The sequence below is a fragment of the Terrisphaera buseokensis genome, assembly GCF_047521145.2.
Classification (GTDB): Bacteria; Verrucomicrobiota; Verrucomicrobiia; order Opitutales; family Opitutaceae; genus ER46.
Window position 1 is genome coordinate 17,914 of sequence record NZ_CM134186.1, and the last position, 22,792, is coordinate 40,705.

The window sequence follows — 22,792 nt, forward strand, 5'->3', positions numbered from 1 at the left end:
GTTCTTTCAGGCGCCGCCGATCGCTTCGTGGACGAGCGCGGCAATCGCAGGCGGCAGGGACAGAGCGACGGCCTGCTGCTGGGCGGCCGGGCTCATTTTGCGCCAAGTCTTGCGCAGGATATCGACGAACTTCTCGCGGGGGTAAGCGGCGTGTTGCGCCGCAAATGCGCCGATCTCGTTTTCGAGGAAGACGAGGCACGCGGCATCTTCAAGCGCCTGCGTGCCGGCGTTGGTTTTCAAGCCCGTCTTCGAAACCCACGTCGCGACGTCGGCCGCCGCGTCCGCGTCGACGCCCGCTTCGAGCAGCAGTGCGCGGGCGCGTTCGGCCTGCTTCGTGTAGAGCGAACGCCGCCACGCGAGGTAGCCGGGTTTGCCCTCGGGAAAACTCGCGCGCGGAACCGTCCAGCGTTCGAGATGCTGCGCGCGCGCGGCGAGACGCAACGCCGGCGACGCCTCCGGCACCAGCCGCACGACCCACGCCTCGACGCGTTCGCCGTAGACCAGCTCGGCGGGGCGGCCGTCGGGCGCGCGAACGGGATCCGCCGCGTGCGCGGCATCGATGAGGGCGCGGGCGCGATCGAAGGACTGCATGACCGCGGAATGGAAGGCATTGCGGCGGGCGCGGCAAGCCCCGGGCGGAGCGCGTGCACCCTCGCGGGAGCGCACCGCTCCTGATCGCATTTTCAGGTGTCCACCCAGGCTGCCGGCCTTGCGCGCCGGCACGGGATGTGTTCGTTTCGCCTCACCGGCGTCTGCGACACCGGTTGACCTCAACCCCTGCTGTTTCCCACCCATGGCTGCTTCCCTGCCCGGCGCCTGCGCGCGCGCGCTTTCCCTGGTTCTCATCCTTGCCGGCATGGCTCCCGTGCGCGGCGCTGACGCCGCGGCTCCCGCCGCTGCCGCCAAACCTGCCGAACCCACCGCTTCGGTGGTTGAGCTTTCGCCCTTCGAGGTTCGCGCCGAAAACGACGTCGGTTACCAGGCGGCGAACACCACGAGCGGCAGCCGGCTCAACTCCCGGTTGCGCGACACGCCGGCGGCCGTGTCGGCGTTCACGCCAGAGTTTCTCGCCGACATCGCCGCGACCAATCTCGAGGAGATGCTCGGCCACGCGACGAACATCGAGATCGACGTCGAGGATGCGAACGCCGGCTTCAACAACCCGAGCGGCCGTGGTGCCGACGGCAACGACTACCAGTTTCGCATGCGCGGTTCGCCCGCCGGCGCCTCGCGCGACTTCGTCGATTCCAGCGTCCCGGTCGATCTCTACAACGTGGAGCGTGCCGAGGTGGCGAGCGGCCCCAACTCCATCCTCTTCGGTCTCGGCCAGGCCGGCGGACTCGTTTCCCTTTCCGGCAAGAAGGCCGGACTCAACCGCGATCGCACGACCCTGAAGAGCATGTGGGGCTCCTGGCACTACGAGCGCTACGAGGGCGACTACAACAAGGTCCTCATTCCCAAAAAACTCTCGCTGCGGCTGCTCGGCCTCTACCAGAACAGCCAGGGCTGGCGGTATTGGGATTTCACCGACCAGGCGCGCTGGACCACGGCAGTGGCGTATCAGCCGTTCAAGAACACCACGGTCAACGTGTCCTACGAAAAGGGTCACATGGACAACAATCTGACGATCGGCTGGAACGCCACTGATCAGATCACCGGGTGGCAGGATGGCGGTGGCCGGGTGTTCGACGGCACGGCGGCGTTGCCCGGCACCGCGCGGTTCAGCGCCACAAACAACCGTTTCACGTTCAACCAGCAGGACGGCGTGGTCTACAATCTGCGCGGTGAGTTTCAGAGCAGCGGCCGGCTGGGCGTCGAAACGCTCCTGCCGTCGACCGTTTCGCCCTACGACTATAACATCACCGGCCCCGGCGGCGTGCGGCACCAGTCGTTCGACTCCTTCCAGATCCAGGTGCAGCAGCGTCTGCCCCGGCAGGTCGTGCTCGAGCTCGCCTACTTCAAGAACAAGAATGACGTCGAGGCCAACGGCATGGCGGTCGGCGGCACCAACCTGCGCGCCGATCCGAATCTCACCCTGCCGCGGCCCGACGGCGCCACGGGCACGGTGAACAACGCCTTCGGCGGCCGGCAGTATTTCGAGGCGCTGTGGTTCAAGGACTGGATCAAGACGGAGAACGAAGTCTACCGGCTCAGTGCGGCGTGGGATGTCGGTCGTTCGAACCGGTGGTACGGCCGGCACCGCATCGCCGCGCTGCTGGAAAACTCCCAGCAGGATCGCCTGCGCCGCTGGCGCGATGAAATCCTCGTCGACGAGAACAACGTCCCGATCACCAACGCCGCCAGCGCCGAGGGCGCGCAGAATCAGGTGATCCGGAGAAACTATCTCACGCCGGGCGATTTTCGCACCTACTACGCCAGCGACTCCAGCGTGCCGATCGCGCCGTTCACCTTCAACGGCAAGGTCTACACCTCGACCTATGCTTCCCGCGCCCGCGCGAATACGCAAACGGTGAAGGAGATCGATACCCTGATGTTCGCGAGCCAGAGCTTCTGGTTCAAGGAGCGGCTCGTCACCACGCTCGGGGCGCGGCGCGATGACATCACATTCAGGAACGCGCAGGAGGCGCGCGTGCTCGATCCCAACGATCCGCGCGTGCGCTCGAAGCTGCTCGCGGCCGGCGAATGGTACTTCGACGGCACGTACGTGAAACACCACTACACGCCGACGACCTTCACCGCGGGCGCGGTCCTGCACGCGACGAAGCGGCTGTCGCTCTTCTACAACATGTCGAAGAACAACGGCCAGCCGCGCTTCGATCGCACGGTGCTGCCGAACGGCGACGTGCCCGAGCCCACCGAGGGGCGCGGCCGGGATTTCGGCGTCATGCTGGACCTTCTCGGCGAGGACAAGCTGTTCGTCCGCACCACGTGGTTCGAGACGAAGCAGCTCAACGACTCGCCCATTCTTCCCGGCAGCAACGCGCTCGGCGTCGACAACCTCACGACGATGCTGACCTCGCTCCTGAGCGCTGGAAAGATCTCCCAGGCCGACTACGACCGCCAGGCGATCACTTGGACCTCGGCCACAATCGACATCTTCACCGAGGGCCTCGAGGTCGAGGTCGTCGCGAACCCGACGAAGAACCTCACGCTGCGCGCGAGCTATTCGAATTCGAAACGCCGCCGCGAAAACTTCTTCACCGAGGTCTTCGAGTTCTTCGGCTCGCGCGTGCCGCAATGGCGCCAGCTGCTCGCCAACAACCCGACCGAGCTCGCGACCTTCAACACCGCCGTGCAGGAGCTCGAGAGCGAGCTGGCCTTCCAGGTCGACCGCCAGAACTCACCGTTCGGCACGCGGCCGCATAAGATGAACGGCACGGCGCGTTACCGGTTTTCCGAGGGTCCGCTGCGCGGTGTGTTCGTCGGCGGCTCGATTCGTTACAACGGAAAGAATTTTCTCAGTCAGAACCTCGCCACCGGCCGGGTGTACTGGGGCAACGAGTCGGTGCTCGGCGACGCCTTCGCCGGCTATCGCACCCGCGTGCCGCGCACGAAGCTGCCCGTGACGCTGCAGCTCAACGTGAAGAACATCTCGGACTCCTATCGCGCCAACATCGGTCGCTACAACGACGACTACACCGGCGTGCGCCGCGTGTACCTGAATGAGCCGCGCAGCTACCGGTTCACGACGACCCTGGAATTCTAATCTCATCGTCCGCGCCGTCCCGGTGCCGGAAAAATTCAGTTGCCCGCGAATGGCGCAAACGGCCGCGAATGACACGAACGTGAAATGTGCTGTCACCCCATGGTGAACATCCCTGCAGCGACGGCGCCGACCGACTGCCGCGGCTGCGGCGTGTGCTGTTATTCGCTGGCGCCGGATTACGTGCGCGTGACCGGAAAAGATTGGGCCCGGCTCGGTGCAGACGCGGAACGCGTGGCGCAGTTCCTCGGCCACCGCGCGTTCATGCGCATGACCGACGGCCATTGCGCGGCGCTGGATCAGCGCATCGCGCCGGATGGCTCCGCGGATTTCTTCTGCACGATCTACGAACGTCGGCCGCAAACCTGCCGGGACCTCGGCCGCGGCACCCCGGCGTGCCTCGGGGAGCTCGCGATGAAACAGGACCGCGTGAAGGCTCGCCGCACTCTCTTCTGATTCGCGACCGCTCGCGCCATGCGCGGACAACTGAATGGTTCCCGCTCAGGTCGACCCGGCGCGACGCCGCCTCGTCACGGCTTTGACTTCAATTCCTTGATGAAGCTGTCGGCGTCCTTGATCGACGCCTCCATGTCTGCGATCAGGCGCGTGATATCGGCTTCGAGAGTGCGATTGGTCGAGTCCAGCTGCGCCAGAGCGCGGGCGTTGAGATTGTGCTTCAGGTACAGCACCTGATCACGAAAGGTGGCGATCACCGGATCCATGCGGTTCGCCGCGCGCCGCATCACGGCGAGCAGGCCGTCGTAGCGCCGACGCGTGGCGTCGAGTTGGCGTTGGCTGTCGGCCTTGAGCGACGCGCTGGTGTATTGCGAAAGCTCCTGCTGCCACTCGCGAAACAGCGCCTCGGCCACGTCCTCGACGGCGGCGATGCGCTCGCGGACTTCCTTGGCGCGACTTTCGCTGCGTTGGAACTCACGGTTGAGCTCGTCGTATTTCTTCTGGAGATCGCCGCCGTCGTTCTTGGTCACAGCGAGGAAGCGCTGGAGCGCGTCGGCGAACTGCTGCTTGGCCTCCGTCTGTGCCTCGCGGGTTTTTTCAACGCGCTCGGCGAGGATGTCGCGCTTGGCGATGCCCATCTTCTCCATCGCGCCGTAATAGGCGGACGAACAGCCCGCGAGCAGGAGAACAAGTGCGATGGGCAGGGAGCGGAAGGCGGCTTTCACGATCTTTCTGACCAGAGAACCGTCCGTGAGTGCCGGCGTCAAGGTGCGGTGGCCGAGACCCTGCTGTGCCGTCACCGGCGCTGCAGCAGCGCGACGAACAGTTCCTCGAGTCGCGGGACGTCGATGCGTCGCACGACCGTTACATCCGGTTCGCCCAGGCCAGGTCCGCCGCCGGCGGCCCAGCTGAGCGTTGCGCCGTAGCTCGCGCCGTGATCGATTTCGATGTCGACCGCGAGCTGCAGCGATTCGGAGACCAGACTCGGATCCAGCATCACGGCGGCGGCGATTTCATCCCACATCGGAAAGCCGAGGCTGGGGTGGCGCGCAAAATACCGCGCGGCAAGTCCGTCGCCCGCGCCGGCTCGCGCGGCGAGCGCCGGCGTGAGTTTCGTCGCGGCGGTGGCATCGAGCGGCACGCAGGTGATTTTCTTCCAGCCCGCCTTGAGCATGATCGACGCGGCCTCGGGATCCCAGCGGCAGTTGAATTCCACGCGCGGGCTGTGGATGAACTGCAGCGAAAATTCGTCGATGGTGGACACTTCGGGGCTGAACGAGGCGCCCATGAAAACAAGTTCGCGGGCGTGGGCGGCGAAGCCGTCGTCGAGACGCGCGGCGAGTGCGAGGTTCGTGAACGGCCCCATGGCCAGCACCGTGATTTCGCCCGGGAATTCGCGGACCTTGCGCACGAGGAACGCGGCGGCGGTTTCCGCCGCGGGACGCGTGACCGGGTCGCCTTCCTCCAAGGGTGGCAGGACCTCGGGCGCGTGATAACGCGTGCGCTGGACGGTGTTGTAGTCGGGCCAGGCGTCCATCCACGCGCCCTTGTAAGGCAGCCGGCCGTGGAGCTTTTCCCAGCGGCGCGTGCTCTCTTCCGTATTGATCAACGGATACGTCGCGCCCGGCACCACGGGCACCTCGGTGCGCCCGATCAGTTCGAGCAGGCGCAACGCGTGCGCGGTGTTTTCCTTCTGCCAGCCGTCGCCGCTTTCAATCGTGATGCCCAGCACCTCGACGTCGGGCGACTGCAGCACCATCAGGATCGACTGCAGATTGGAACCGCCCGGGCCGAAGGCGTCCTGGTCAATGATGACTTTGCGTTTGGGAAGCGCCATCGAGTCACCCACCTAAACCGATCAAGCAGTCCGCCCGCGAATCACGCGAATTCACGCGAATGGCCATGCTTGGTGCGAAGGCTCGGGTTGCGGTGGGTCGGATTCGGGTGGATTCGCGTGATTCGCGGGCGACGGTTTGAGACGACGTCACTGCGACGCGGGCGCGGGATCGTTGGGCAGGTTCTTGATGCGGTCGGCGAGCGGCGGGTGCGTGGAGAACGTCGCATTCGGATCACTCTTCTTCTGCTGCAACTGGACGAGCACCTGCCGCAGCGCGCCCGGCGCGTAGCCGACGGTGACCGCGAGCGCCCGGCCGGTCTTGTCCGCGGCGAGCTCGGTCTTGGGATCGAAGCCTTTTTCGAGGAGCGTTTTCAAGAGGTCCGCGATGCCGGTGTCGAATTGCGACAACTGCGACTGCACCTGTGCGGCGGTCGCGTTGTTTTTGACGGCGAGCGTGGTGGTGCCGGCGACGAATTCGGCGCGCGCGATGATTTTCAGCGCGTGACGTTCGGTGATGTGCGCGATCTCGTGCGCGAGAATGGCGGCAAGCGCATCGTCGCTGCCGGCGACGGCGTCATACAGCCCGCGCGTGATGAACACGTAGCCGCCGGGGGCGGAGAAGCCGTTGACCGAGGCCGAATCGAGCACGGCAAACGTCCATGGCAGCGCGGGGCGCGTCGAGTAGTAGGCGAGGGCCTGGCCGAGCAGGTTCACGCGTTTCACGATCGCGTCATCGCGCACGAGGCCGCCGTACTTGCCGATGATTTCGAGGGCGACGGATTCGCCGATGAGTTTTTCCTCCTCGGGGCCGATGCCCATGACGCCTTTGGCGACCTTGCTGGCGTCCTTGGCGGTGTCGGCGACTTTGCGCGACGTGTCGGTCACCGACTGCGTCGTGCTCTTGGCCTTGTCGATTCCCTGGCGAAGTTTGTCGAGACCGCCGAACTGCGCGTGCGCGATCGAGGCGAGTGAGCCGAACGCGAGAGCGACGGCGAATCCGGCCGGGAGGATGCGGCGGGCGCTCATTGGAATTCCCCCTTCTTCTTTTCCTGGAGAAACGCCTTCACGTCGGCGGGCGTCACGGCGGCAGCCTGCGTTTTCAGCCAGGTGAGATCCTCGACGGCTTTGCCGAGGCCGCGGCGGGCGGAATACTCCTCGGCGGCGGGCACGAGCGGGCGGGCGGCGGCGGCGGCGGTGGTTTCACTCGCGGCCACGGGCAGGCCATCCATGCCGCGGGTTTCGGAGGGTTTCTCCTCGGCGAGATTGCCGCCGAAAACCCAGCCGGCGTTCTTGCCGTCGCTGACGCGCAACCAGGCACCCTTGACGGCTTCGACTTTGAGGGACTGGGCGTAACCGATGCGGGCGACGGGTTTCGCCAGCATGTTCGGTTCGGCGAGCAGCGCGGTTTCGACGCGCTTGGTGAACGCTTCGCCGCCGGGCGCAAACGCGGCGGGAAGAGCGGTGGCCGTCGCGAGGGCGAGGGCGAACCAGCCGGGAACTTTGGCTTTCATTTGGATTTGAGGGAAAGGATGGGCTGCCAGTCGGCGGGTGGCGGCGTCGTCGCGAAGTCGCGGGCTTCGGTCAGCAGATTCCGGGTCATGTCGTCGTCGGGTGCGAGCGCCGCCGCGCGCTCCAGTGCGGCCGCAGCCTCGGCGAACCGACGCGCGGTGTAAAGCGCGTGACCTTCCCCGTAGGCCGCAAGAAACGTCTTTTTCTCCGGCGTGAGATCGCCGGGCTCGCCCACGAGTTCGAACACCTCGACGGCGGTCTGCTTGCCTTTGACGCGCAGCGCCGTGAGCGGGCGCACCACGAGGGTGTCGCGGACGAGCGCGGCCGTCGTTTCGCCGAGCAGGATGCTCGTGCCGAATTCCTTGTTCGCGCCTTCCAGGCGGGACGCGAGATTCACCGCATCGCCGAGCACGGTGTAGTTTTTTTTCCGCTCCGAGCCGAGATTGCCGACGAGCATGGAGCCGGTGTTGATGCCGATCCGCATGTGCAGGGTGCGGCCGTGCGAGTGTTGGAGCCGGGTGTTGCGGGCGGCGAGGACGCGCTGCGCGGCCAGCGCGCCCCGACAGGCCGCGAGCGCGTGACCCGGTTGATCCAGCGGGGCGCCGAAGACGGCCATGACGGCGTCGCCGATGTATTTGTCGATGTACGCGCCGTACTCCATCAGGCAGTCGCTCGTCTCCTGCAGGTAGCCGTTGATCAGCTCGAGCAGCTCGTCGGGCGTGACGATCTCCGAGAGATCGGTGAAGCCGGCGAGGTCGCAGAAGAACACGGTCGCCTCGCGCCGTTCGCCGCCGAGCTTGATCGCGTTGGGATCGCGCACGAGGAGCTCGACCACTTCGGGGGCAACGTAGCTGCCGAACATCGCCTGCACCTCGTGGCGGCGCCGGCGCTCGGTCCAGAATTTCTCGGCCACCACGCCGATGAGCCCGAGGCCAGTGGCAAGGACGGGTGTGGCGGGCGCGAGAAACCAGCCGTGGGAGAGGCCGGCGTAGGCGGCAAACAGCGTGCCGGCGGCGAGCGCGAGCGCGGCGACGACGGGCAGGAGGAGGCCGGACTTGCGGACGGTCAGCAGCGCCAGCCCGGCGAGAAACCCGGCGGCGAGCAGCGGCGCGACGACGGGGTGCAAGGGGCGGATGAAGGCGTCCTGGACGAGATTCGCCCACGCCGTCCAGTGCACGAGGACGCCGGGCTCGAGTCCGCCGATGGCGAAGGGTTTCTGGTCGAAGGAACCGGTGGCGCTGGCCCCGACAAAGACGATGCGGCCGCGCACCGAGTCGAACGCCTCGCCGCGCAACGGTGGCTCGGCGGCCAGCCGCGCGGCGAGTTTCAGCGGATCGAAATTTCCATCGGGCGTCGCTTCCATCAGGCGGCCGAGGGTCGGCAGGCCGGCGAGGACAAAACTCGCGGCCGACAACACGGGCACGCGTGACGAGGGGACGTTGAGATCGGCGAGCCCGCCGTGCCAGCGGAGCAGCCCGCCGGTGGCGGAGGTCGGATTTGCGAGTGCGGCCGCGGCCAGCGATTCCGGCGCGAGGTAGTGGCGGATGACGCCGTCGCCGTCAGTGTTGGCGTCGGCGAGCCCCATCCGCGGCCGTGAGAAAAGCGCCGCGTGGTCGCCTCGGAAGCGTTCGCTCCAGAATGCGGGCTGCTGGGTGCGCGTGCGCGCGAGGACGACGTGCGGAAGCCCGGCGGTGAGGGCGCCCAGCAGCTGGTCCTGCTCCACCGCGGCCGAGTGATCGAGGAACACGAAATCGACGACGATCGTGGCGGCGCCGGCCCGCTGCAGTCCGGCGATCAACGCGGCGAACACGCCGCGCGGTGGCGGCCAGGTGCCGCCGAAGCCCTCCTTGCTCAACGCATCGAGCGTGGCGTTGTCCATGAGCACGATGGCGGAGCCGTCGGGGGGAGGCGTGGACGTCAGCGGTCGCCGGCTCCCGGCATCGAAGAACGCCCGATCGAGCGTGGCGCGAATCGGCACCACGTGGAAAAGCCCGACCGCCAGCGCGACCGGCAGGAGCCAGCGCCAGCGAAACGAGAGTGCCCTGCCGGATGCCGTGGCCACGATTCAGCCGAGCAAGTCAGCGGTGCGCGGTTGCGGCAAGCCCGGGGAAAATTTGGGAGCGAGGCTGGGAGCGCGACCGCCCTCGGTCGCCCTTGGACTGAAGCGACCGGGGGCGGTCGCGGTCCCAGTGGCGATCGCTTTCAAACCCGAACCGCCCGACTCCTACGCCAGAATCTGCCGCAGGCTGTCCAAATCGAGAATGCTCGCGAGCGACTCTTCCTGCACGACAGCAGCGGCGAGCGCGGCCTTTTCCTTCTGCAACGCGCGGATCTTCTCTTCGACCGTCCCTTCCGCGAGCAGGCGGTATGCAACCACGGGCTGCGTCTGGCCGATGCGGTGCGTTCGATCGATCGCCTGCGCTTCCGCGGCGGGATTCCACCACGGATCGTACAGAATCACGTAGCTCGCCGCCGTGAGATTCAGGCCGAAGCCGGCTGCTTTCAGCGAGAGTAGGAAAACCGTTTTCGTGCGATCACGTTGAAACTCGTCTACGAGCTCCGCGCGATTCTCCGTCTGGCCGGTCAGCATCAGGTGGCCGATGTCCGCCGCCGCGAGCCGCATCCGGATGATTTCGAGCATCTCGACGAACTGGCTGAAAACGAGGACCTGGTGGCCTTCGTCGCGCAACTCCTCCACGCGCTCGAGCAACGCATCGAGCTTCGCACTCGGCAAATCACGGTGCGCCGGATCGACCAGCGCGGGATGACAGCAAATCTGACGCAGCCGCAGCAGGCTCGACAGCACGTTGAAACGCACGGCGTTCAACTGGTGGTGCGTGTCCACGCCGAGCAGCTGGGCGCGTGCCCGCTTGAGCTCGGCGTCGTACAGGTGGCGCTGCTCGCCCTCGAGCTCGACGACCAAATCGTCCTCGGTGCGCGACGGCAGTTCCGGCGCGGCCTGGGCCTTCGTCCGGCGCAGCAGGAAATGGCGGACGCGCCGGTGCAGCCGCGTGTGCGCCGCCGGGTTGGTGTCCGTGTAGTGACGGCGGAACGAACTCTGCGTCCCCAGCAGCCCTGGCTGCGCGAACGCAAACAGGCTCCACAAATCCGTGAGGCGATTCTCGATCGGCGTGCCGGTCAGCACGAGCCGGTGCTTGCTCAACAGCGCCCGCGCGACCGACGCCACCTGGCTCCCGGGATTCTTGATGAACTGGCCTTCGTCGAGCACGACGGCGTCCCACGGCTGCTGCTTGAACCACGCGGCGTTGATCCGCAGCTGGGTGTAGTTCGCGATCAGGAGCCGGGCGTTGTCCGGAGACGTTTGCGCGTTGGGATCGCCGAGCGACGGATTGTACGCGACGGCGTGCAGCGACGGGGCGAAGCGTTCGGTCTCGACCATCCAGCCGTGCGTCACGCTCTTCGGGCACACGACGAGCACGCGCAGCGGGCCCGATCCTTCCTCGCGATTCTCGGCCAAGTGCAACAGCCACGCGAGCGTCTGCACCGTTTTGCCGAGACCCATGTCGTCGGCGAGCACCCCGCCGAGGCCGAGCGCCGAGAGATGCGCCAGAAAGTGAAACCCCTCCTGCTGATACGGCCGCAGCGTCGCGCGCAGGCCTTCCGGCAACGGCGGCGTCGGTTGCGTCGCGAGCGTCCGGGAGTGTTCCCTCAACGTCGCCGCGAGCTTGGCGTCACGCGTTTCGAGCAAGTCGGCTTCCGACGCCAGTTGCAGCGCGTGCACGCGATGCGTGTGCGGCCGCCCGTCCGTCAACACGTCCGCCGTGTCGAGCCCAAGCCGATCGAGTGCGTCGTCGGCGGAGCCGCCCGCCGGATCACCGACGAGTTCCAGCCGGCGCCAGCCGTGGCGTGGCAGGCTCACCCATTTGCCGCGCGCCTTCGTGAGCAACGCGATCTCGTCGGGCGTGAGCGTAGTGTCGGAGACGCGGAGTTTGACGGTGAGGTTGAACCAGTCGCGTCCGGCCGCTTCCGCCGGCGCGGCGGAAAATTCCACGTGCGCCTGCAACGGCGGCCCGAGCAGATTCGCGAGCCCCGGCGAGGCGTCGACCTTGAGGCCCGGCGGCAGCGTCGCGTGCCACGCGATGAATTCCTCGGGAAACTCCTCGCCGACGGGTCGCGCCCAGTCGGTGTCCCGGTCGCTCCAGGTGAGGCCGAATTCCGTGAGCCGGGAGCTGGCGTCCTGCGCCGCAGCCAGATCGAACTCCAGCAACGGATCGTCGGGCCGCCGGAGCGCGGGGGCGCCGCGGGGCGTCCACTGCCAACCGGTGTTGATCCAGTGCTGCTCGATCGGAAAATCGTCCGCCCGCGCGAAGAGCTGCGCGTGAAACTCCATCGTGTCGACGTCGTCCGGCGCCGGCGTGAGCCAGCACTTCAACCGCGGCCGGAGCGGAATGCGGCGCACGTTGCTTTCCAGTGCGGCTGGCAGCCGCAGGCCGACGGCCCGGAGGCGCGTCATGATGCGGGTGTCACCGAGCGCGGCCGTGGGCAGCGGCGTCGCGGGTGTGGGCGGCGGGCCGTTCCACACGCGATTCTCAAAGTAATAGAGCGGCGACGGTCGCAGCGTGACCAGGGTCGCGCGAGCGGCACTACGGCCGTCGGGCGTCACGAGCCGCAAATCGAGCCGATCGCGCGCGGTGGTCGAGATGCTGGCTTCGAGTGCGAGGGGATTCGGCTCGATCACGAGCGGCCGGCCGTCGTGCATGACGATCGCCTCGCGGGCATCGCGGGTGCGGAAAAGATTGGCCGCGGCTTCCGCGGCGAGCGGCTGCTTGACGGTCGGCCCCTGGAGGCCGGCGGCGCATTCTGCCGCGAGCGCCACGCCCAGCGCGGCCTCGGGCGGCGTCAGGTGGTTGAAGTCGATCGGGCGGGCCGAGGCCAGCGCGGCAAACCACTTCTGCGGCGGCGAACGCCAGGGTTTGCCGGGACCGGCGCGCGTCTCGATCAGGATGCCGCCCTCGGGCCGGATGCGGGCGCGCAGGCCGGCGACTTCGGCGGTGGCGGAGTGACTGCGGACCACGGCGGTGGAATCGTCCGTGGCGGCGAGGGCGCGCTGCCAGGCGGCGAGATCGTTCTGCACGCCTCGCTCCTCAATCGTGTGCCGGAGTGACGAGGTGTTTGTCAGCGGGCGAAACACCTCCGGGATCGGCCGGCCGGCGAGTTCGTGATCGTAGGCGATGTACTGCCAGAGCGCCCACGGGTCGGTCGGAGCCGTGGCGTGATCCCACCAGCCGGCGAGGGCCGGTGCATAAAGCGGCGCGCCGCGCGGCGGCGTGTGCTCGAAACCGTGGCGCAGCAACGTGCCGGGATAAAGCGTGCCGTGGGCCTGGACGAATTCCGCGAAGAGCCCGGCCAGATTTTCGAGCTGGTTGCCTTCTGCGACCGTGAGGGCGCGGCCCAGTTTCTTGGCGAGCACCGGCGTCCACTGTTCCCGGAAGGCCGCCTTGGCGGGCGGTGCGGCGAACGTCGGGCGTGGTGCGGGCGCGATCGCCACCGCCATGGCGTCTGCGGACGCGTCGCCGTTTTCGGGCCGGGTGTTGCCGGTGGCGGCCTTGGTATCGACCTCGTCGAACCAGGCCTTGCCGGCGGCGTAGGCGTGCGAGCAGTTTTCGCGTCGCGGGCAGCTGCAGCGCGAGGACCACTTCCCGAGCGTGAGAAACAACGTGACGCCGAACGGCTCCTCGCCGCCGATCTTGGCTTCGACGTAGTGATCGGCGCCGGCCCACACCTTCTCGACCTGCTTGTTGGCGTAGTACGCCTCGCCGCGCTCGCGGACACTGGTGGGCAGGTTGCCCAGCCACGTGCGCAAAGCGCCCAACGCCTCAGGCGTCTGGACGCTGCGCACAATCGGAGGACGGGCGCGCGGCGGCATGGGATTTTTCCTGGGGCGCGATTCGCCCAGGGGACGTCAGACCGACGCCGCCCGGGCAAGTGCTACCACGGAAGGGCTCAGTACACCTTTTCTTCCAGCAAAGCGAAAAGATCCGCCTCAGTGATGCGCTTTTGCGTCATCGAATCGCGCTCGCGGAGCGTGAACGAGCCGTCCTTTTCAATCGTGTCGAAGTCGATCGTCACGCACCACGGCGTGCCGATTTCGTCCTGGCGCCGGTAACGGCGGCCGATCGCGCCCGCCTCGTCGTAGAACACCGCGTAGCGACGCTGCAGCTTCTTGTAGAGTTCGCGGGCGCGGGCCGTGAGCGCCTCCTTGTTCTTCAGGAGCGGCAGCACCGCGACCTTCACGGGGGCGATGCGGGGCGAGAGCCGCAGCACGGTGCGTTTCTCGACGTTGCCCTTCTCATCGGTCACGTCCTCTTCCGCATAGCCGGCGCAAAGGACGGCGAGCAGGATACGATCGACGCCGACGGCCGGCTCGATCACGTGCGGGACGAATTTCTTCTTCGCCGCCTCGTCAAAATACTCCATCGGCTTGCCGCTGGCCGTCGCGTGCTGGTTGAGATCGTAATTGCCGCGGGCGGCGATGCCCCAGAGTTCCTGCACGCCGAACGGGTACCGGAACATGATGTCCGTCGTGCCCTTCGAGTAGAACGCGAGCTTGGCCTTCGGGTGATCGTATTCGCTGAGGTGTGACTCCGGCAGGCCGATCGAAAGCAGCCAGTTTTTGCACCATTCAATCCATTCCCGGTGCGCCTTGGCCCAGTCGGCGTCCTCGCTGATGAAATATTCCATTTCCATCTGCTCGAACTCGCGCGAGCGGAAGATGAAGTTGCGCGGCGTGATCTCGTTGCGGAACGACTTGCCGATTTGCGCGATGCCGAACGGCAGCTTCACGCGGCCCGTGTCGACGACGCTCTTGAAATCCACGAACATGCCCTGCGCCGTCTCCGGCCGCAGGTACGACACGCTGCTGGCGTCCGTCATCGCGCCGACGTTCGTCTGGAACATCATGTTGAACGACCGCGGCGCCGTGAGGCTGCCCGGCTCGCCGGTCGCGGGCGACGGGATCAGCGCGTATTCCTCGGGTTGCGCCTCCGTGAAATCCTTCGGCTGCACCGGCGCCAGCGTGCCCTGAATCGCCTTCTTGCGCTTGAACGTCTCGGCCGCGGCCTGCAGGTCCTCGGTGGTCTTCTCGTTTTCCAGCGCGCTGACGTAGCCGACGGTCTTGCCGTCGATGACGACCGCAGCGAAGAACAGCTGGTCGGCGCGGAAACGCTGCTTGCTCACCTTGCAGTCGACGAGCGGATCGGTGAAGCCGGCGACGTGGCCCGACGCTTCCCAGACCTTGGGGTGCATGATGATCGACGTCTCGATGCCGACGACGTCGTCGCGGCGGCGCACCATGTCGTTCCACCAGCAGTCGCGGATGTTCTTCTTCAACTCGGAGCCGAGCGGACCGTAATCGAAGAAGCCGTTGAACCCGCCGTAGATCTCGGACGACTGGAAAATGAAGCCGCGCCTCTTGGCGAGAGCGACAACGGCATCCATGGTGACGGCGGGTGCGGTGGAGTCTGCGGACATAAGAAGTGAGAGTTAGCCTGCCGACCCGGGTGGGGTCAAGGTTTGGGGTGGGCCGGGGCCTGTACACCGGGTCCGCCCGGGATACCCGCGTGAGACCCGATTCGCCGCGGCGATTTGCAGATTGCGCGGGAGCGAACCAGTTTTGCAGCCTCGGGTCGGACCCAACCTCCGACCCGCTCCACGTCTTTCGTCCCAGTCATGAAATCGAAAACCTCTCCTTCGCCGCTTCTGCTCGCCCTGATTTTCGCGCTGACCTGCGCTGGCACCGCCAGCCTCACCCTCTATGCCGCCGAGGTGAAACCGGCCAAGCCCGGCAAGGCGAACAAGGCCGCCAAGGCTGAAACCGCCGAGAAAACCGCGCCCGCCGACGAAAAGCGCGCGCCGCTCCAACTCAGTGTCGATCGCAAGCCGATCAACCGCGACGCCTCCGACCGGATCAGTTACGCGCCGATTGTGAAGCGCACGGCCTCGAGCGTGGTCTACGTTTACTCCTCCAAGACCGTGCGCGGGCAGGACATGTCGCAGTTCTTCAACGATCCGCGCCTCCGCCGTTTCTTTGATCTGCCCGGCGTCACGCCGCCCACCGACGACGAGGCCGAGACGCCCCGCGGCCGCAACGAGAACCGGAACAATCGGAAGAGCACCCCGACGGTCCCGCGCGGTGGCTCCCGCAATCGCACGCCCGACCAGACCCAACAGGGCCTCGGTTCCGGCGTGGTCATCACCGCCGACGGCTACGTGTTGACCAACAATCACGTAGTCGAGGATGCCGACGAGGTGCGCGTTTCCATCGGCGAATCGAACAAACGCTATGTCGCCAAGGTCGTCGGCCGCGATGCGCTGACCGATCTCGCGGTGCTGAAAATCGACGCCACCAACCTTTCGCCCGCCACGTTTGGCGACAGCGATCAATTGCAGGTCGGTGATGTCGTGCTCGCCATCGGCAATCCCTTTGGCGTCGGTCAATCGGTCAGCCGCGGCATCGTAAGCGCATTGAGCCGCGGCGTCGGCATCGGGCCGCTCGAGGATTTCATTCAGACGGACGCCGCGATCAACCCGGGCAATTCCGGCGGCGCGCTGCTCGACACCGACGGCCGCGTGGTGGGCATCAACACCGCGATCCTGAGCCGTAGCGGCGGTTTTGCCGGCGTGGGTTTTGCGATTCCGATCAATCTCGTGCGTTCCGTGGCGGAGCAGATCGTGAACACCGGCCGCGTCGAGCGCGGCTTCCTCGGCGTGGCGCCGCAGGATTTGACGGAAGACCTCACGGCGCAGTTTGGCGCCGACAAGGGGGCGCTGATCAGCCAGGTGACGGAGGACAGCCCGGCGTCCCGGGCCGGGCTCAAGGCCGGCGACGTGATCATCAAGGTCAACGCGACCGAGATTCGCGATGCGCGCCACCTGCTACTCACCATCAGCCAGGTCGCGCCGGGCACCGACGTTTCGCTCGAGTTTCTGCGTGACGGTAAGACCGAGACGGCGAAAGCGAAGCTCGCGCGGCGCAACGACGAGATCCTCGCGAAGGAGGACAGTGAAGCTGCGACCAAGGACGTCGGTGTCCTGAACGGCGTGGGCGTCGGCGACATCACCGCCCAGATGCGCGATCAACTGCAGCTCCCTGCCCGGATGAAGGGCGCGCTGATCACGAGCGTGGATCCCGACAGCCCGTCGGGCAAACAGGGCCTGCGTGAAGGCGACGTGATCCTCGAGCTCGACAAGAAGCCCGTCTTCGACGCGGCGTCCGCGGTGAAGTTGAGCGAGGAAATCAAGGGCCCGCGCGTCCTCGTGTTGGTTTGGCGCGACGGCCGCAGCCGCTTCCTCGCGATTGACGAGTCGAAGTAGTGCAGAGCGGAATGCTCCTGCCACCCACGGCGCAACGAACGAGTAAGCCCGGTTGGCGCGGATAGTTGTCTGATCCGCGTCATCTGGGGCAGATGCGGTTAAACCTAAGAACCGCAGTTGAACCACGGAGACACAGAGGGCACAGAGGGGAGAACAAGGAAACAGATGAAGAATGAGTTAACCCTGACGGTGAGTTCAGTTGGCCAAACGTAATTCCCACCAACGGTTCTCTCCGTGGCCTCTGTGTCTTTGTGGTTCAATTCCAACTGCGGACTTTGGGTTCGATACAAGAGTCTGGGTTCATTGGGATGAGGGGGCACTCACTCCAACCCGCCGGTGATCTCGCGGAGCTTGGCGAAGAAGGCTTTTTTCCGCGGTGAGTGGATGCCCCAGTCGACTGGCACGCTCTGGTAGCCGTCGGCGTGGCCTTCGCCCTTCATGCGGTAGTCGAAGAACCGCCAGGAGGTGCCGGCGCGCACGGCGGCGGTGAAGTTGTTCACGGGCTGGTCGAAGTTGAAGTGATCGTCCTCGTTGAAGACGATCGGCGTCGGCCGCCACGCGGGCGGGGCGCGGGTCTGGTTGACCATCTCGGTGATCCGGGCCGGGTCGGTGACGCCGTTGCCGTGAATCAGGATGAAGTCCGAGACCCGCACGACGCTGTCATCCGGGATGCGGCTGCCGCCGTAGCTGGTGAGGACAAGGAAGCGCCGGCCGGCCTGCTGGCGATCGTGCACGCGGACGATGAGTTCGTGCATGCGATCCGGTTTCAGGAGGGCGTGATCATAGCGGACGTTGGCCTCGTTGTTGATTTCGATGATCACGTGGCGATCGCCGCGGGCGAAGAGCCAGTCGAGCGTCTGATCGACGGTTGATTCTTCGAGTAACACTCCGGACTTCCGCCCTGGAGATTGAGGGTGAAGGCGTTCAATCCGTGCCGGCGCCACTCCGGTATGGCGGCGATGAACTCACTGGTGTTGCGATCGGGATCCCAGGGCTTGCCATCGGGAAACGTCCGGCGCGTGCGCGTCGCGGGATTCTGGTCGTCGAAAATTCCCTGCACCATGCGGGAGTTCATCAGCATGCCCTCGATGGACACGCCGTCCCACGTCCGGCCGGCGTACGTGGGCCGGACATCGATCAGGAATTTCTCGCCGGCGATGCTGACGACGACGGGAGCAGGACACAGGTGAGGAGCAAGGGGGCGAGGCGCCTGGCAGGACGGGGAAGGGAAACTCTCGAGGGGACGTCACGATTCCCGCGAAAGCCCGGGAAAAAGCAACGAAGGCGGAAAGTGCACTATGTTTCTGGACAACTAACGCTCCTCAAGGTGTCGGCGAGCGCCTCGCGCGCGCGCGTCTCAGCTCTCAGCTCTCAGCTCTCAGCTCTCAGCTCTCAGCTCTCAGCTCTCAGCTCTCAGCTCTCAGCTCTCAGCTCTCAGCTCTCAGCTCTCAGCTGCCTCACGCCCTGAGATAAATCTGCCGCTTGTTCAAGAACCACGCCAGCGCCAGCATCACGCCGATCGCGGCGAGGGCCGCCAGCAGATCGCCGCCGCCCGTGCCCAAGCGGTCGAAAAACGCCTTCACATCGCCGCCCACAAACCGGTTCGCCACGGTCCGGTAGCCGACCATGCCCGATATCAGGTACAACGTGATCGGGTTCAGTCCGACCCAGATGAACGGCCGACACCAGCTGCGCGCCTGGCGCACATCGACGATGTAATAGAACAACGCCAGCAGCAGCAGACTCCATCCGCCCGCCACGAGGACATACGAGGACGTCCACAGTTTCTTGATCACCGGAAACTGCAGCCCCCAGATCCAGCCGACCGCAATCGCCGCCAACCCGCCACCCACGAGCCACGCGAGTTTCTGCGCGTCCGTCCGATCCGTGCGCCGCAGCAACAGGCCCGCAAACACGCCGAGCAAACACGTCGCCACCGCCGGAATCGTGCTGAGCAAGCCTTCCGGATCGTAATACGTGTCGTACAGCCGCCCCGGCAGATACTGAAAATCCAGGTGGTTGGTGAGGTTGAACCCAGGTTCGAAATGCCCCGTCACCCGCGCCGTCGTGGCCTCAAAAGCCTGCTCGACTTGCGCGCGCGTCGCCTTGTCCGTGCCGAGCTTCGCGGTGATCGCGGCCTTATCGAGCTGGAAGTCCCGCACCGGCACAAACGTCAGCAGCGCCCAGTAACTCACCAGAATCGCCGCCGTGATCCCCGCCAGCGCCCGCGGCTTGAAGAAGCAGAGCAGTAATCCAGTCGCGCCGTACGCGAGCGCGATGCGTTGCAGCACCCCGAGCAAACGCAACCCCGGCCACGGCTGCGTGAAGCCGCCGCTATAGATAATCCCGAGGCCGAAAATCAACGCCGTGCGCAGCAACACGCGCTTCACCGCCGTCGCGCGACCGTGCTGTTCCACCAGCCGCGTGAGCGAGAACACCGACGACACGCCGACAATGAAAACGAAGAGCGGGAAAATCAGATCGTAGAACGCAAACCCCTCCCACGCCTTGTGCTCGAACTGTCCCGCAACGGTCGTCACCGGCACCACCGGCATGATCTTGCCGAGCGCGCGCATCGCCGCGTCGCCGCCGAGGATCCAGAACATGTCGAAGCCGCGCAGGGCGTCGAGCGACACCAGTCGCGCCGGCTTCGCGGGCACGGGGGCAGGGCGAACTGAGGACGACGCAGGAACAGCGGAAGCAGAAGCATTCATCTCACCAAGGGTGTGGAGCGGGGCGGCCCGACGCTGACGGCTTCCCTTCGCGGGTCAACGCCGGCCATGCCTGCCGGCGATCCGTCGCCTGCGGCGTGTCACCCGCCACTCCGCCCTTGCACGCCGGTGCCGAACGCGTCCTGTCTTGAGCATGAAGGTTTCGTTCAACGCCAAGGAGTACGCGCGCCTGCTGGAGCTGGTGCATCTCGGGTTGTGGGTCGCCGGCTCGCGTCACGAGGACCCCGCCACGATGCCGGAGCGCTACGCCGCGATTGCGCAGAAGGCGTTCAGCCTCGCCGAGCCGTTCGGTTGCGCCGATCTGGTCGAGGCCGACGTGAACGGCCAGTTCTTCCCCAACGAGAAACTCACCACCGGACCGGTGGAGAAGCACCTCGCCCAGGGCGTCGAGGACGCGTTCTGGAACGAGCTGGTCGCGCGCCTGAGCGAACGCGATCTGCGCGCCGAGTTGGGGCCGACCAAGCTGACGCCTGAGTTGACCGACGAAGAGGACGAACGTCTCTCCGCGATCGAGGACAGCTACTGGCGCGAGTTCGAGGCGAACGGCGTCGAGCACCTCTTCCTCCTTCGCGGTGGCAAGGGCTGACCCGCCCGCGCTCTCTCCGGCCGTTGCTTTTCCTGAACGCATGCCTCCCTCTTTTCCCCTCATGAACCCGCACCCCGCTTCCCCCGCCGCATCGTCGCGTCGACGTTTCCTCTCCCAAGTTGCTCTCGCCGGTGCCGCCGTCCCGCTGGCGCGCCTCACCCCTGAGGCCGGCGCCGCCGAGCCCAAGGCCGCAGCTCCCGCCGCCGCCGGCCCGCGCGCACCGTCCGTGGTGCACGTGTTCTCCAAGCCCCTGCATTGGATGTCGCACGCGGAAACCGCGAAGACGATCGCCGCGGCCGGCTACGGTGGCATCGATTACACCGTGCGCGTGGCGCAGGGTCACGTCCTCCCGGATCGCGTGCAGGAGGATTTGCCCCGCGCGATCGACGCCGCCCATGCCGCCGGCCTGAAGGTCGAGATGATCACGACCGAGATCACGAGTGCGCGGGAGAAAAACACGGAGACCCTGCTGCGCACCGCCGCGAAGCACGGCGTGAAATTCTACCGCCTCGGCAACTTCAATTACGACGCCAAGCTCGGCGTGTCCGGCAGCATCGAGAAACTGAAGCCGGCGATGCAGGAACTCGCCGCGCTCAACGCGAGCCTCGGGATTCACGGCGCGCTCCAGAATCACGCGGGCACCCGCATCGGTAGCGCGATCTGGGATCTGCACCTGCTGCTGCGCGACATCGATCCCCGCGCCCTCGGCGTCCAGTACGACATCCGCCACGCCGTCGTCGAAGGCGGCCAGTCGTGGCCCGTCGCGCTCAAGCTTCTCGCGCCTTGGATCAAGTGCACCGATATGAAGGATTTCAAATGGGAGCAGTCGCCCGGCAAGGCCGTGATTGAAAACGTCCCGATCGGCGAAGGTATCGTGCCCTTCGATGCGTACTTCAAACTCGTCCGCGAGCTGAACATCGGCGGACCGATGTCGGTGCACCTCGAGTATCCTCCGTTCGAACGCACGCCGAACATGACCGAAGCCGAGAAGCGCGAGAAATTCCCCGGCCTGATGAAGAAAGACCTGACCGCGCTCAAAGGCTACATGGCCAAGCACAACCTGGGCTGAGCTTTTGGCCCGCGAATCACGCGAATGACACGAAAAGAAAGCCCTCTCGTAGTCTGCAGGAATGGACGTTCGCGGTCCTGCGTTCGGCAAAATTTTCAAGGCCGGACTTTCGTGTCATTCGTGTGATTCGCGGGCAGCCTCCGATTCGTTTTGGTTTATCTCCCGCTTAAAATCCTCAGTCCGCATGTCGTCACCCCAATCGATCACCCTCGCCAACGTCAGCGCCAACTTCGAACGCGAGCCGCTCGTGCGGCCGTTCGGTTTCAAGGGCGGTTATCAGTCTGAAATCTGGCAGAGCGCCGCGCGGCTCGAGAGCACCAGCGGCCGGCACGGGATCGGACTCTGCACGCAGGGCGTGCTCTGGAGCGACGCCCACGTCTTCGCCGGCCACTCCGAGAGCGGCGGCAACGCGCTGATGTACGCGATGACCGAGTGGGCCGTGCAACAGCTCAAGGGCCGGAGTTTCACGAACCCGATCGAGCTGCTCGATTCGATCCGGCACGACGTCCACGCGTACGGCAAGAAAATCACCGGCCACGCCGGCCTGCGCGAAACCTTCGCGCTCAACGCCCTCGTCGGCGTCGATTTCGCCGCGTGGCTGCTGTACGCCGCGGAAAATGGCATCACGCGCTTCGACGACCTGATCCCCGCCGCCTATCGCCCGGCGCTCGCGACGCGCCACGAGAAAATTGCGAGCATCCCGCTGATGGCCTACGCCGTGCCGATCGACGAACTCAAGGCGGCCGTCGATCAGGGTTACTTCTTCATGAAGATCAAAATCGGCCAGCCCGGGACGCAGGCCGAGATGCTCGAGAAGGACAAGGCGCGGATCAGCGCGATTCACGCCGCCATCGGCCACGCGCGCACGCCCTACACGGCGAGCGGCAAGCTGCCTTATTACTTCGACGCCAACGGCCGCTACGAAAGCAAGGACGCCCTGCTGCGCCTGCTCGATCACGCGCGCGCCATCGGAGCGTTCGATCAGATTGCGCTCATCGAGGAGCCGTTTCCCGAGGAGATGGAAATCGACATCAGCGACATCCCGGCCCGCATCGCGGCGGACGAAAGCGCGCACACCGACAAGGACGCGCTCAAGCGGATTCAAATGGGCTACAAGGCCATCGCGTTGAAACCGATCGCGAAGACGTTCAGCATGTCGCTCAAGATCGCGCAGCTCGCGCACGAGCACGGCGTGCCCTGCTTCTGCGCCGACCTCACCGTCAGTCCGCTGCTCGTCGAGTGGAACAAGAACGTCGCCGCCCGCCTCGCGCCGTTTCCCGGCCTCGGGCTCGGGCTCGTCGAGACCAACGGCCACCAGAATTACCGGAACTGGGAAACGATGCGCAGCTACCATTCGGCTCCTGACGCGCCGTGGGCCCGCACCACGCGCGGCGTGTTCGAGCTCGGCGCGGACTTCTACGATCGCAGCGGCGGCATCTTCGCCGAGTCGCCGCACTACGAGGCGATGTTCCGCCCGCTCGGGACCTGACATGATTTCCCTCCCGGGACCGCGACCGCCCCCGGTCGCAATCGGTTCAGAGCGACCGAGGGCGGTCGCGGTCCCAGTGCCGATCCCAGTGCCAGTCCCACTTTCGGTCGCCGCCGT

The 22,792-nt window shown here is 66.1% G+C and carries 17 protein-coding genes; 6 read left to right on the forward strand and 11 right to left on the reverse strand.

The annotated features are described in order from the left end of the window. Positions 1–6: 6 nt before the first annotated feature. Positions 7–591: a DUF4202 domain-containing protein gene (locus tag ACLJEU_RS00085; RefSeq protein ID WP_414662466.1), complete on the reverse strand. Its 585-nt coding sequence runs from the start codon at positions 589–591 to the stop codon at positions 7–9. A 202-nt stretch (positions 592–793) separates the two neighbouring features. On the opposite strand from ACLJEU_RS00085, the gene ACLJEU_RS00090 reads away from it, so the two are divergent. Together ACLJEU_RS00090 and ACLJEU_RS00095 are read left to right on the forward strand one after the other, a co-directional pair. Next, complete coding sequence (locus ACLJEU_RS00090) at positions 794–3,667, forward strand: TonB-dependent receptor plug domain-containing protein (protein ID WP_414662467.1); 2,874 nt, start codon at positions 794–796, stop codon at positions 3,665–3,667. A 99-nt stretch (positions 3,668–3,766) separates the two neighbouring features. Then, entirely contained in the window at positions 3,767–4,120 is a 354-nt protein-coding gene (locus ACLJEU_RS00095) for a YkgJ family cysteine cluster protein (protein ID WP_414662468.1), read from the forward strand. 74 nt (positions 4,121–4,194) lie between these two features. Here the strand turns inward: ACLJEU_RS00095 and ACLJEU_RS00100 are convergent, their stop codons facing one another. The 7 genes from ACLJEU_RS00100 to ACLJEU_RS00130 all read right to left on the reverse strand — a co-directional run bounded on the left by ACLJEU_RS00100 (position 4,195) and on the right by ACLJEU_RS00130 (position 14,957). After that, positions 4,195–4,848: a DUF2959 domain-containing protein gene (locus ACLJEU_RS00100; protein ID WP_414662631.1), complete on the reverse strand. Its 654-nt coding sequence runs from the start codon at positions 4,846–4,848 to the stop codon at positions 4,195–4,197. Positions 4,849–4,916: 68 nt separating this feature from the next. Beyond that, positions 4,917–5,957 carry a nucleoside hydrolase gene (locus ACLJEU_RS00105; protein ID WP_414662469.1) on the reverse strand — a complete coding sequence of 347 codons (1,041 nt, stop codon included), beginning with the start codon at positions 5,955–5,957 and terminating at the stop codon, positions 4,917–4,919. 147 nt (positions 5,958–6,104) lie between these two features. Then, positions 6,105–6,983, reverse strand: a complete 879-nt coding sequence (locus tag ACLJEU_RS00110; protein ID WP_414662470.1) for a M48 family metalloprotease — start codon at positions 6,981–6,983, stop codon at positions 6,105–6,107. Continuing rightward, entirely contained in the window at positions 6,980–7,468 is a 489-nt protein-coding gene (locus ACLJEU_RS00115) for a hypothetical protein (RefSeq protein ID WP_414662471.1), read from the reverse strand. The genes ACLJEU_RS00110 and ACLJEU_RS00115 overlap by 4 nt, the downstream gene beginning before the upstream one ends. Then, on the reverse strand, positions 7,465–9,528 hold the full coding sequence (locus ACLJEU_RS00120; protein ID WP_414662472.1) for a CHASE2 domain-containing protein: 2,064 nt from the start codon (positions 9,526–9,528) through the stop codon (positions 7,465–7,467). The genes ACLJEU_RS00115 and ACLJEU_RS00120 overlap by 4 nt, the downstream gene beginning before the upstream one ends. Before the next feature lie 162 nt (positions 9,529–9,690). After that, positions 9,691–13,353, reverse strand: a complete 3,663-nt coding sequence (locus ACLJEU_RS00125) for an SNF2-related protein (protein WP_414662473.1) — start codon at positions 13,351–13,353, stop codon at positions 9,691–9,693. 77 nt (positions 13,354–13,430) lie between these two features. Then, on the reverse strand, positions 13,431–14,957 hold the full coding sequence (locus tag ACLJEU_RS00130; protein ID WP_414662474.1) for a glycine--tRNA ligase: 1,527 nt from the start codon (positions 14,955–14,957) through the stop codon (positions 13,431–13,433). A 198-nt stretch (positions 14,958–15,155) separates the two neighbouring features. Here ACLJEU_RS00130 and ACLJEU_RS00135 point away from each other — a divergent pair, with 198 nt between their 5' ends. Further along, complete coding sequence (locus ACLJEU_RS00135) at positions 15,156–16,799, forward strand: Do family serine endopeptidase (RefSeq protein ID WP_414662475.1); 1,644 nt, start codon at positions 15,156–15,158, stop codon at positions 16,797–16,799. Positions 16,800–17,119: 320 nt separating this feature from the next. On the opposite strand, the gene ACLJEU_RS00140 is transcribed toward ACLJEU_RS00135, so the two are convergent. The 3 genes from ACLJEU_RS00140 to ACLJEU_RS00150 all read right to left on the reverse strand — a co-directional run bounded on the left by ACLJEU_RS00140 (position 17,120) and on the right by ACLJEU_RS00150 (position 19,459). After that, positions 17,120–17,686, reverse strand: a complete 567-nt coding sequence (locus tag ACLJEU_RS00140; protein WP_414662476.1) for a hypothetical protein — start codon at positions 17,684–17,686, stop codon at positions 17,120–17,122. Then, positions 17,617–17,874, reverse strand: a complete 258-nt coding sequence (locus ACLJEU_RS00145; RefSeq protein ID WP_414662477.1) for a hypothetical protein — start codon at positions 17,872–17,874, stop codon at positions 17,617–17,619. Before ACLJEU_RS00145 ends, ACLJEU_RS00140 begins: the two co-directional genes overlap by 70 nt. Before the next feature lie 382 nt (positions 17,875–18,256). Then, on the reverse strand, positions 18,257–19,459 hold the full coding sequence (locus ACLJEU_RS00150) for an acyltransferase family protein (RefSeq protein WP_414662478.1): 1,203 nt from the start codon (positions 19,457–19,459) through the stop codon (positions 18,257–18,259). 205 nt (positions 19,460–19,664) lie between these two features. On the opposite strand from ACLJEU_RS00150, the gene ACLJEU_RS00155 reads away from it, so the two are divergent. From ACLJEU_RS00155 to ACLJEU_RS00165, 3 genes are all read left to right on the forward strand, one after another. Next, entirely contained in the window at positions 19,665–20,117 is a 453-nt protein-coding gene (locus ACLJEU_RS00155) for a hypothetical protein (RefSeq protein ID WP_414662479.1), read from the forward strand. Between the two features lie 61 nt (positions 20,118–20,178). Continuing rightward, positions 20,179–21,186 carry a sugar phosphate isomerase/epimerase family protein gene (locus tag ACLJEU_RS00160; RefSeq protein WP_414662480.1) on the forward strand — a complete coding sequence of 336 codons (1,008 nt, stop codon included), beginning with the start codon at positions 20,179–20,181 and terminating at the stop codon, positions 21,184–21,186. Positions 21,187–21,370: 184 nt separating this feature from the next. Next, positions 21,371–22,675: an enolase C-terminal domain-like protein gene (locus ACLJEU_RS00165; protein ID WP_414662481.1), complete on the forward strand. Its 1,305-nt coding sequence runs from the start codon at positions 21,371–21,373 to the stop codon at positions 22,673–22,675. The last annotated feature ends 117 nt before the right edge of the window (positions 22,676–22,792 follow it).

Excerpts from the sequence above, each read along its gene's own strand:
- ACLJEU_RS00085 (WP_414662466.1), bottom strand. The coding sequence starts at position 591 with ATGCAGTCCTTCGATCGCGCCCGCGCCCTCATCGATGCCGCGCACGCG.
- ACLJEU_RS00090 (WP_414662467.1), top strand. The coding sequence starts at position 794 with ATGGCTGCTTCCCTGCCCGGCGCCTGCGCGCGCGCGCTTTCCCTGGTT.
- ACLJEU_RS00095 (WP_414662468.1), top strand. The coding sequence starts at position 3,767 with ATGGTGAACATCCCTGCAGCGACGGCGCCGACCGACTGCCGCGGCTGC.
- ACLJEU_RS00105 (WP_414662469.1), bottom strand. The coding sequence starts at position 5,957 with ATGGCGCTTCCCAAACGCAAAGTCATCATTGACCAGGACGCCTTCGGC.
- ACLJEU_RS00110 (WP_414662470.1), bottom strand. The coding sequence starts at position 6,983 with ATGAGCGCCCGCCGCATCCTCCCGGCCGGATTCGCCGTCGCTCTCGCG.
- ACLJEU_RS00115 (WP_414662471.1), bottom strand. The coding sequence starts at position 7,468 with ATGAAAGCCAAAGTTCCCGGCTGGTTCGCCCTCGCCCTCGCGACGGCC.
- ACLJEU_RS00125 (WP_414662473.1), bottom strand. The coding sequence starts at position 13,353 with ATGCCGCCGCGCGCCCGTCCTCCGATTGTGCGCAGCGTCCAGACGCCT.
- ACLJEU_RS00130 (WP_414662474.1), bottom strand. The coding sequence starts at position 14,957 with ATGTCCGCAGACTCCACCGCACCCGCCGTCACCATGGATGCCGTTGTC.
- ACLJEU_RS00135 (WP_414662475.1), top strand. The coding sequence starts at position 15,156 with ATGAAATCGAAAACCTCTCCTTCGCCGCTTCTGCTCGCCCTGATTTTC.
- ACLJEU_RS00145 (WP_414662477.1), bottom strand. The coding sequence starts at position 17,874 with ATGAACTCCCGCATGGTGCAGGGAATTTTCGACGACCAGAATCCCGCG.
- ACLJEU_RS00155 (WP_414662479.1), top strand. The coding sequence starts at position 19,665 with ATGAAGGTTTCGTTCAACGCCAAGGAGTACGCGCGCCTGCTGGAGCTG.
- ACLJEU_RS00160 (WP_414662480.1), top strand. The coding sequence starts at position 20,179 with ATGAACCCGCACCCCGCTTCCCCCGCCGCATCGTCGCGTCGACGTTTC.
- ACLJEU_RS00165 (WP_414662481.1), top strand. The coding sequence starts at position 21,371 with ATGTCGTCACCCCAATCGATCACCCTCGCCAACGTCAGCGCCAACTTC.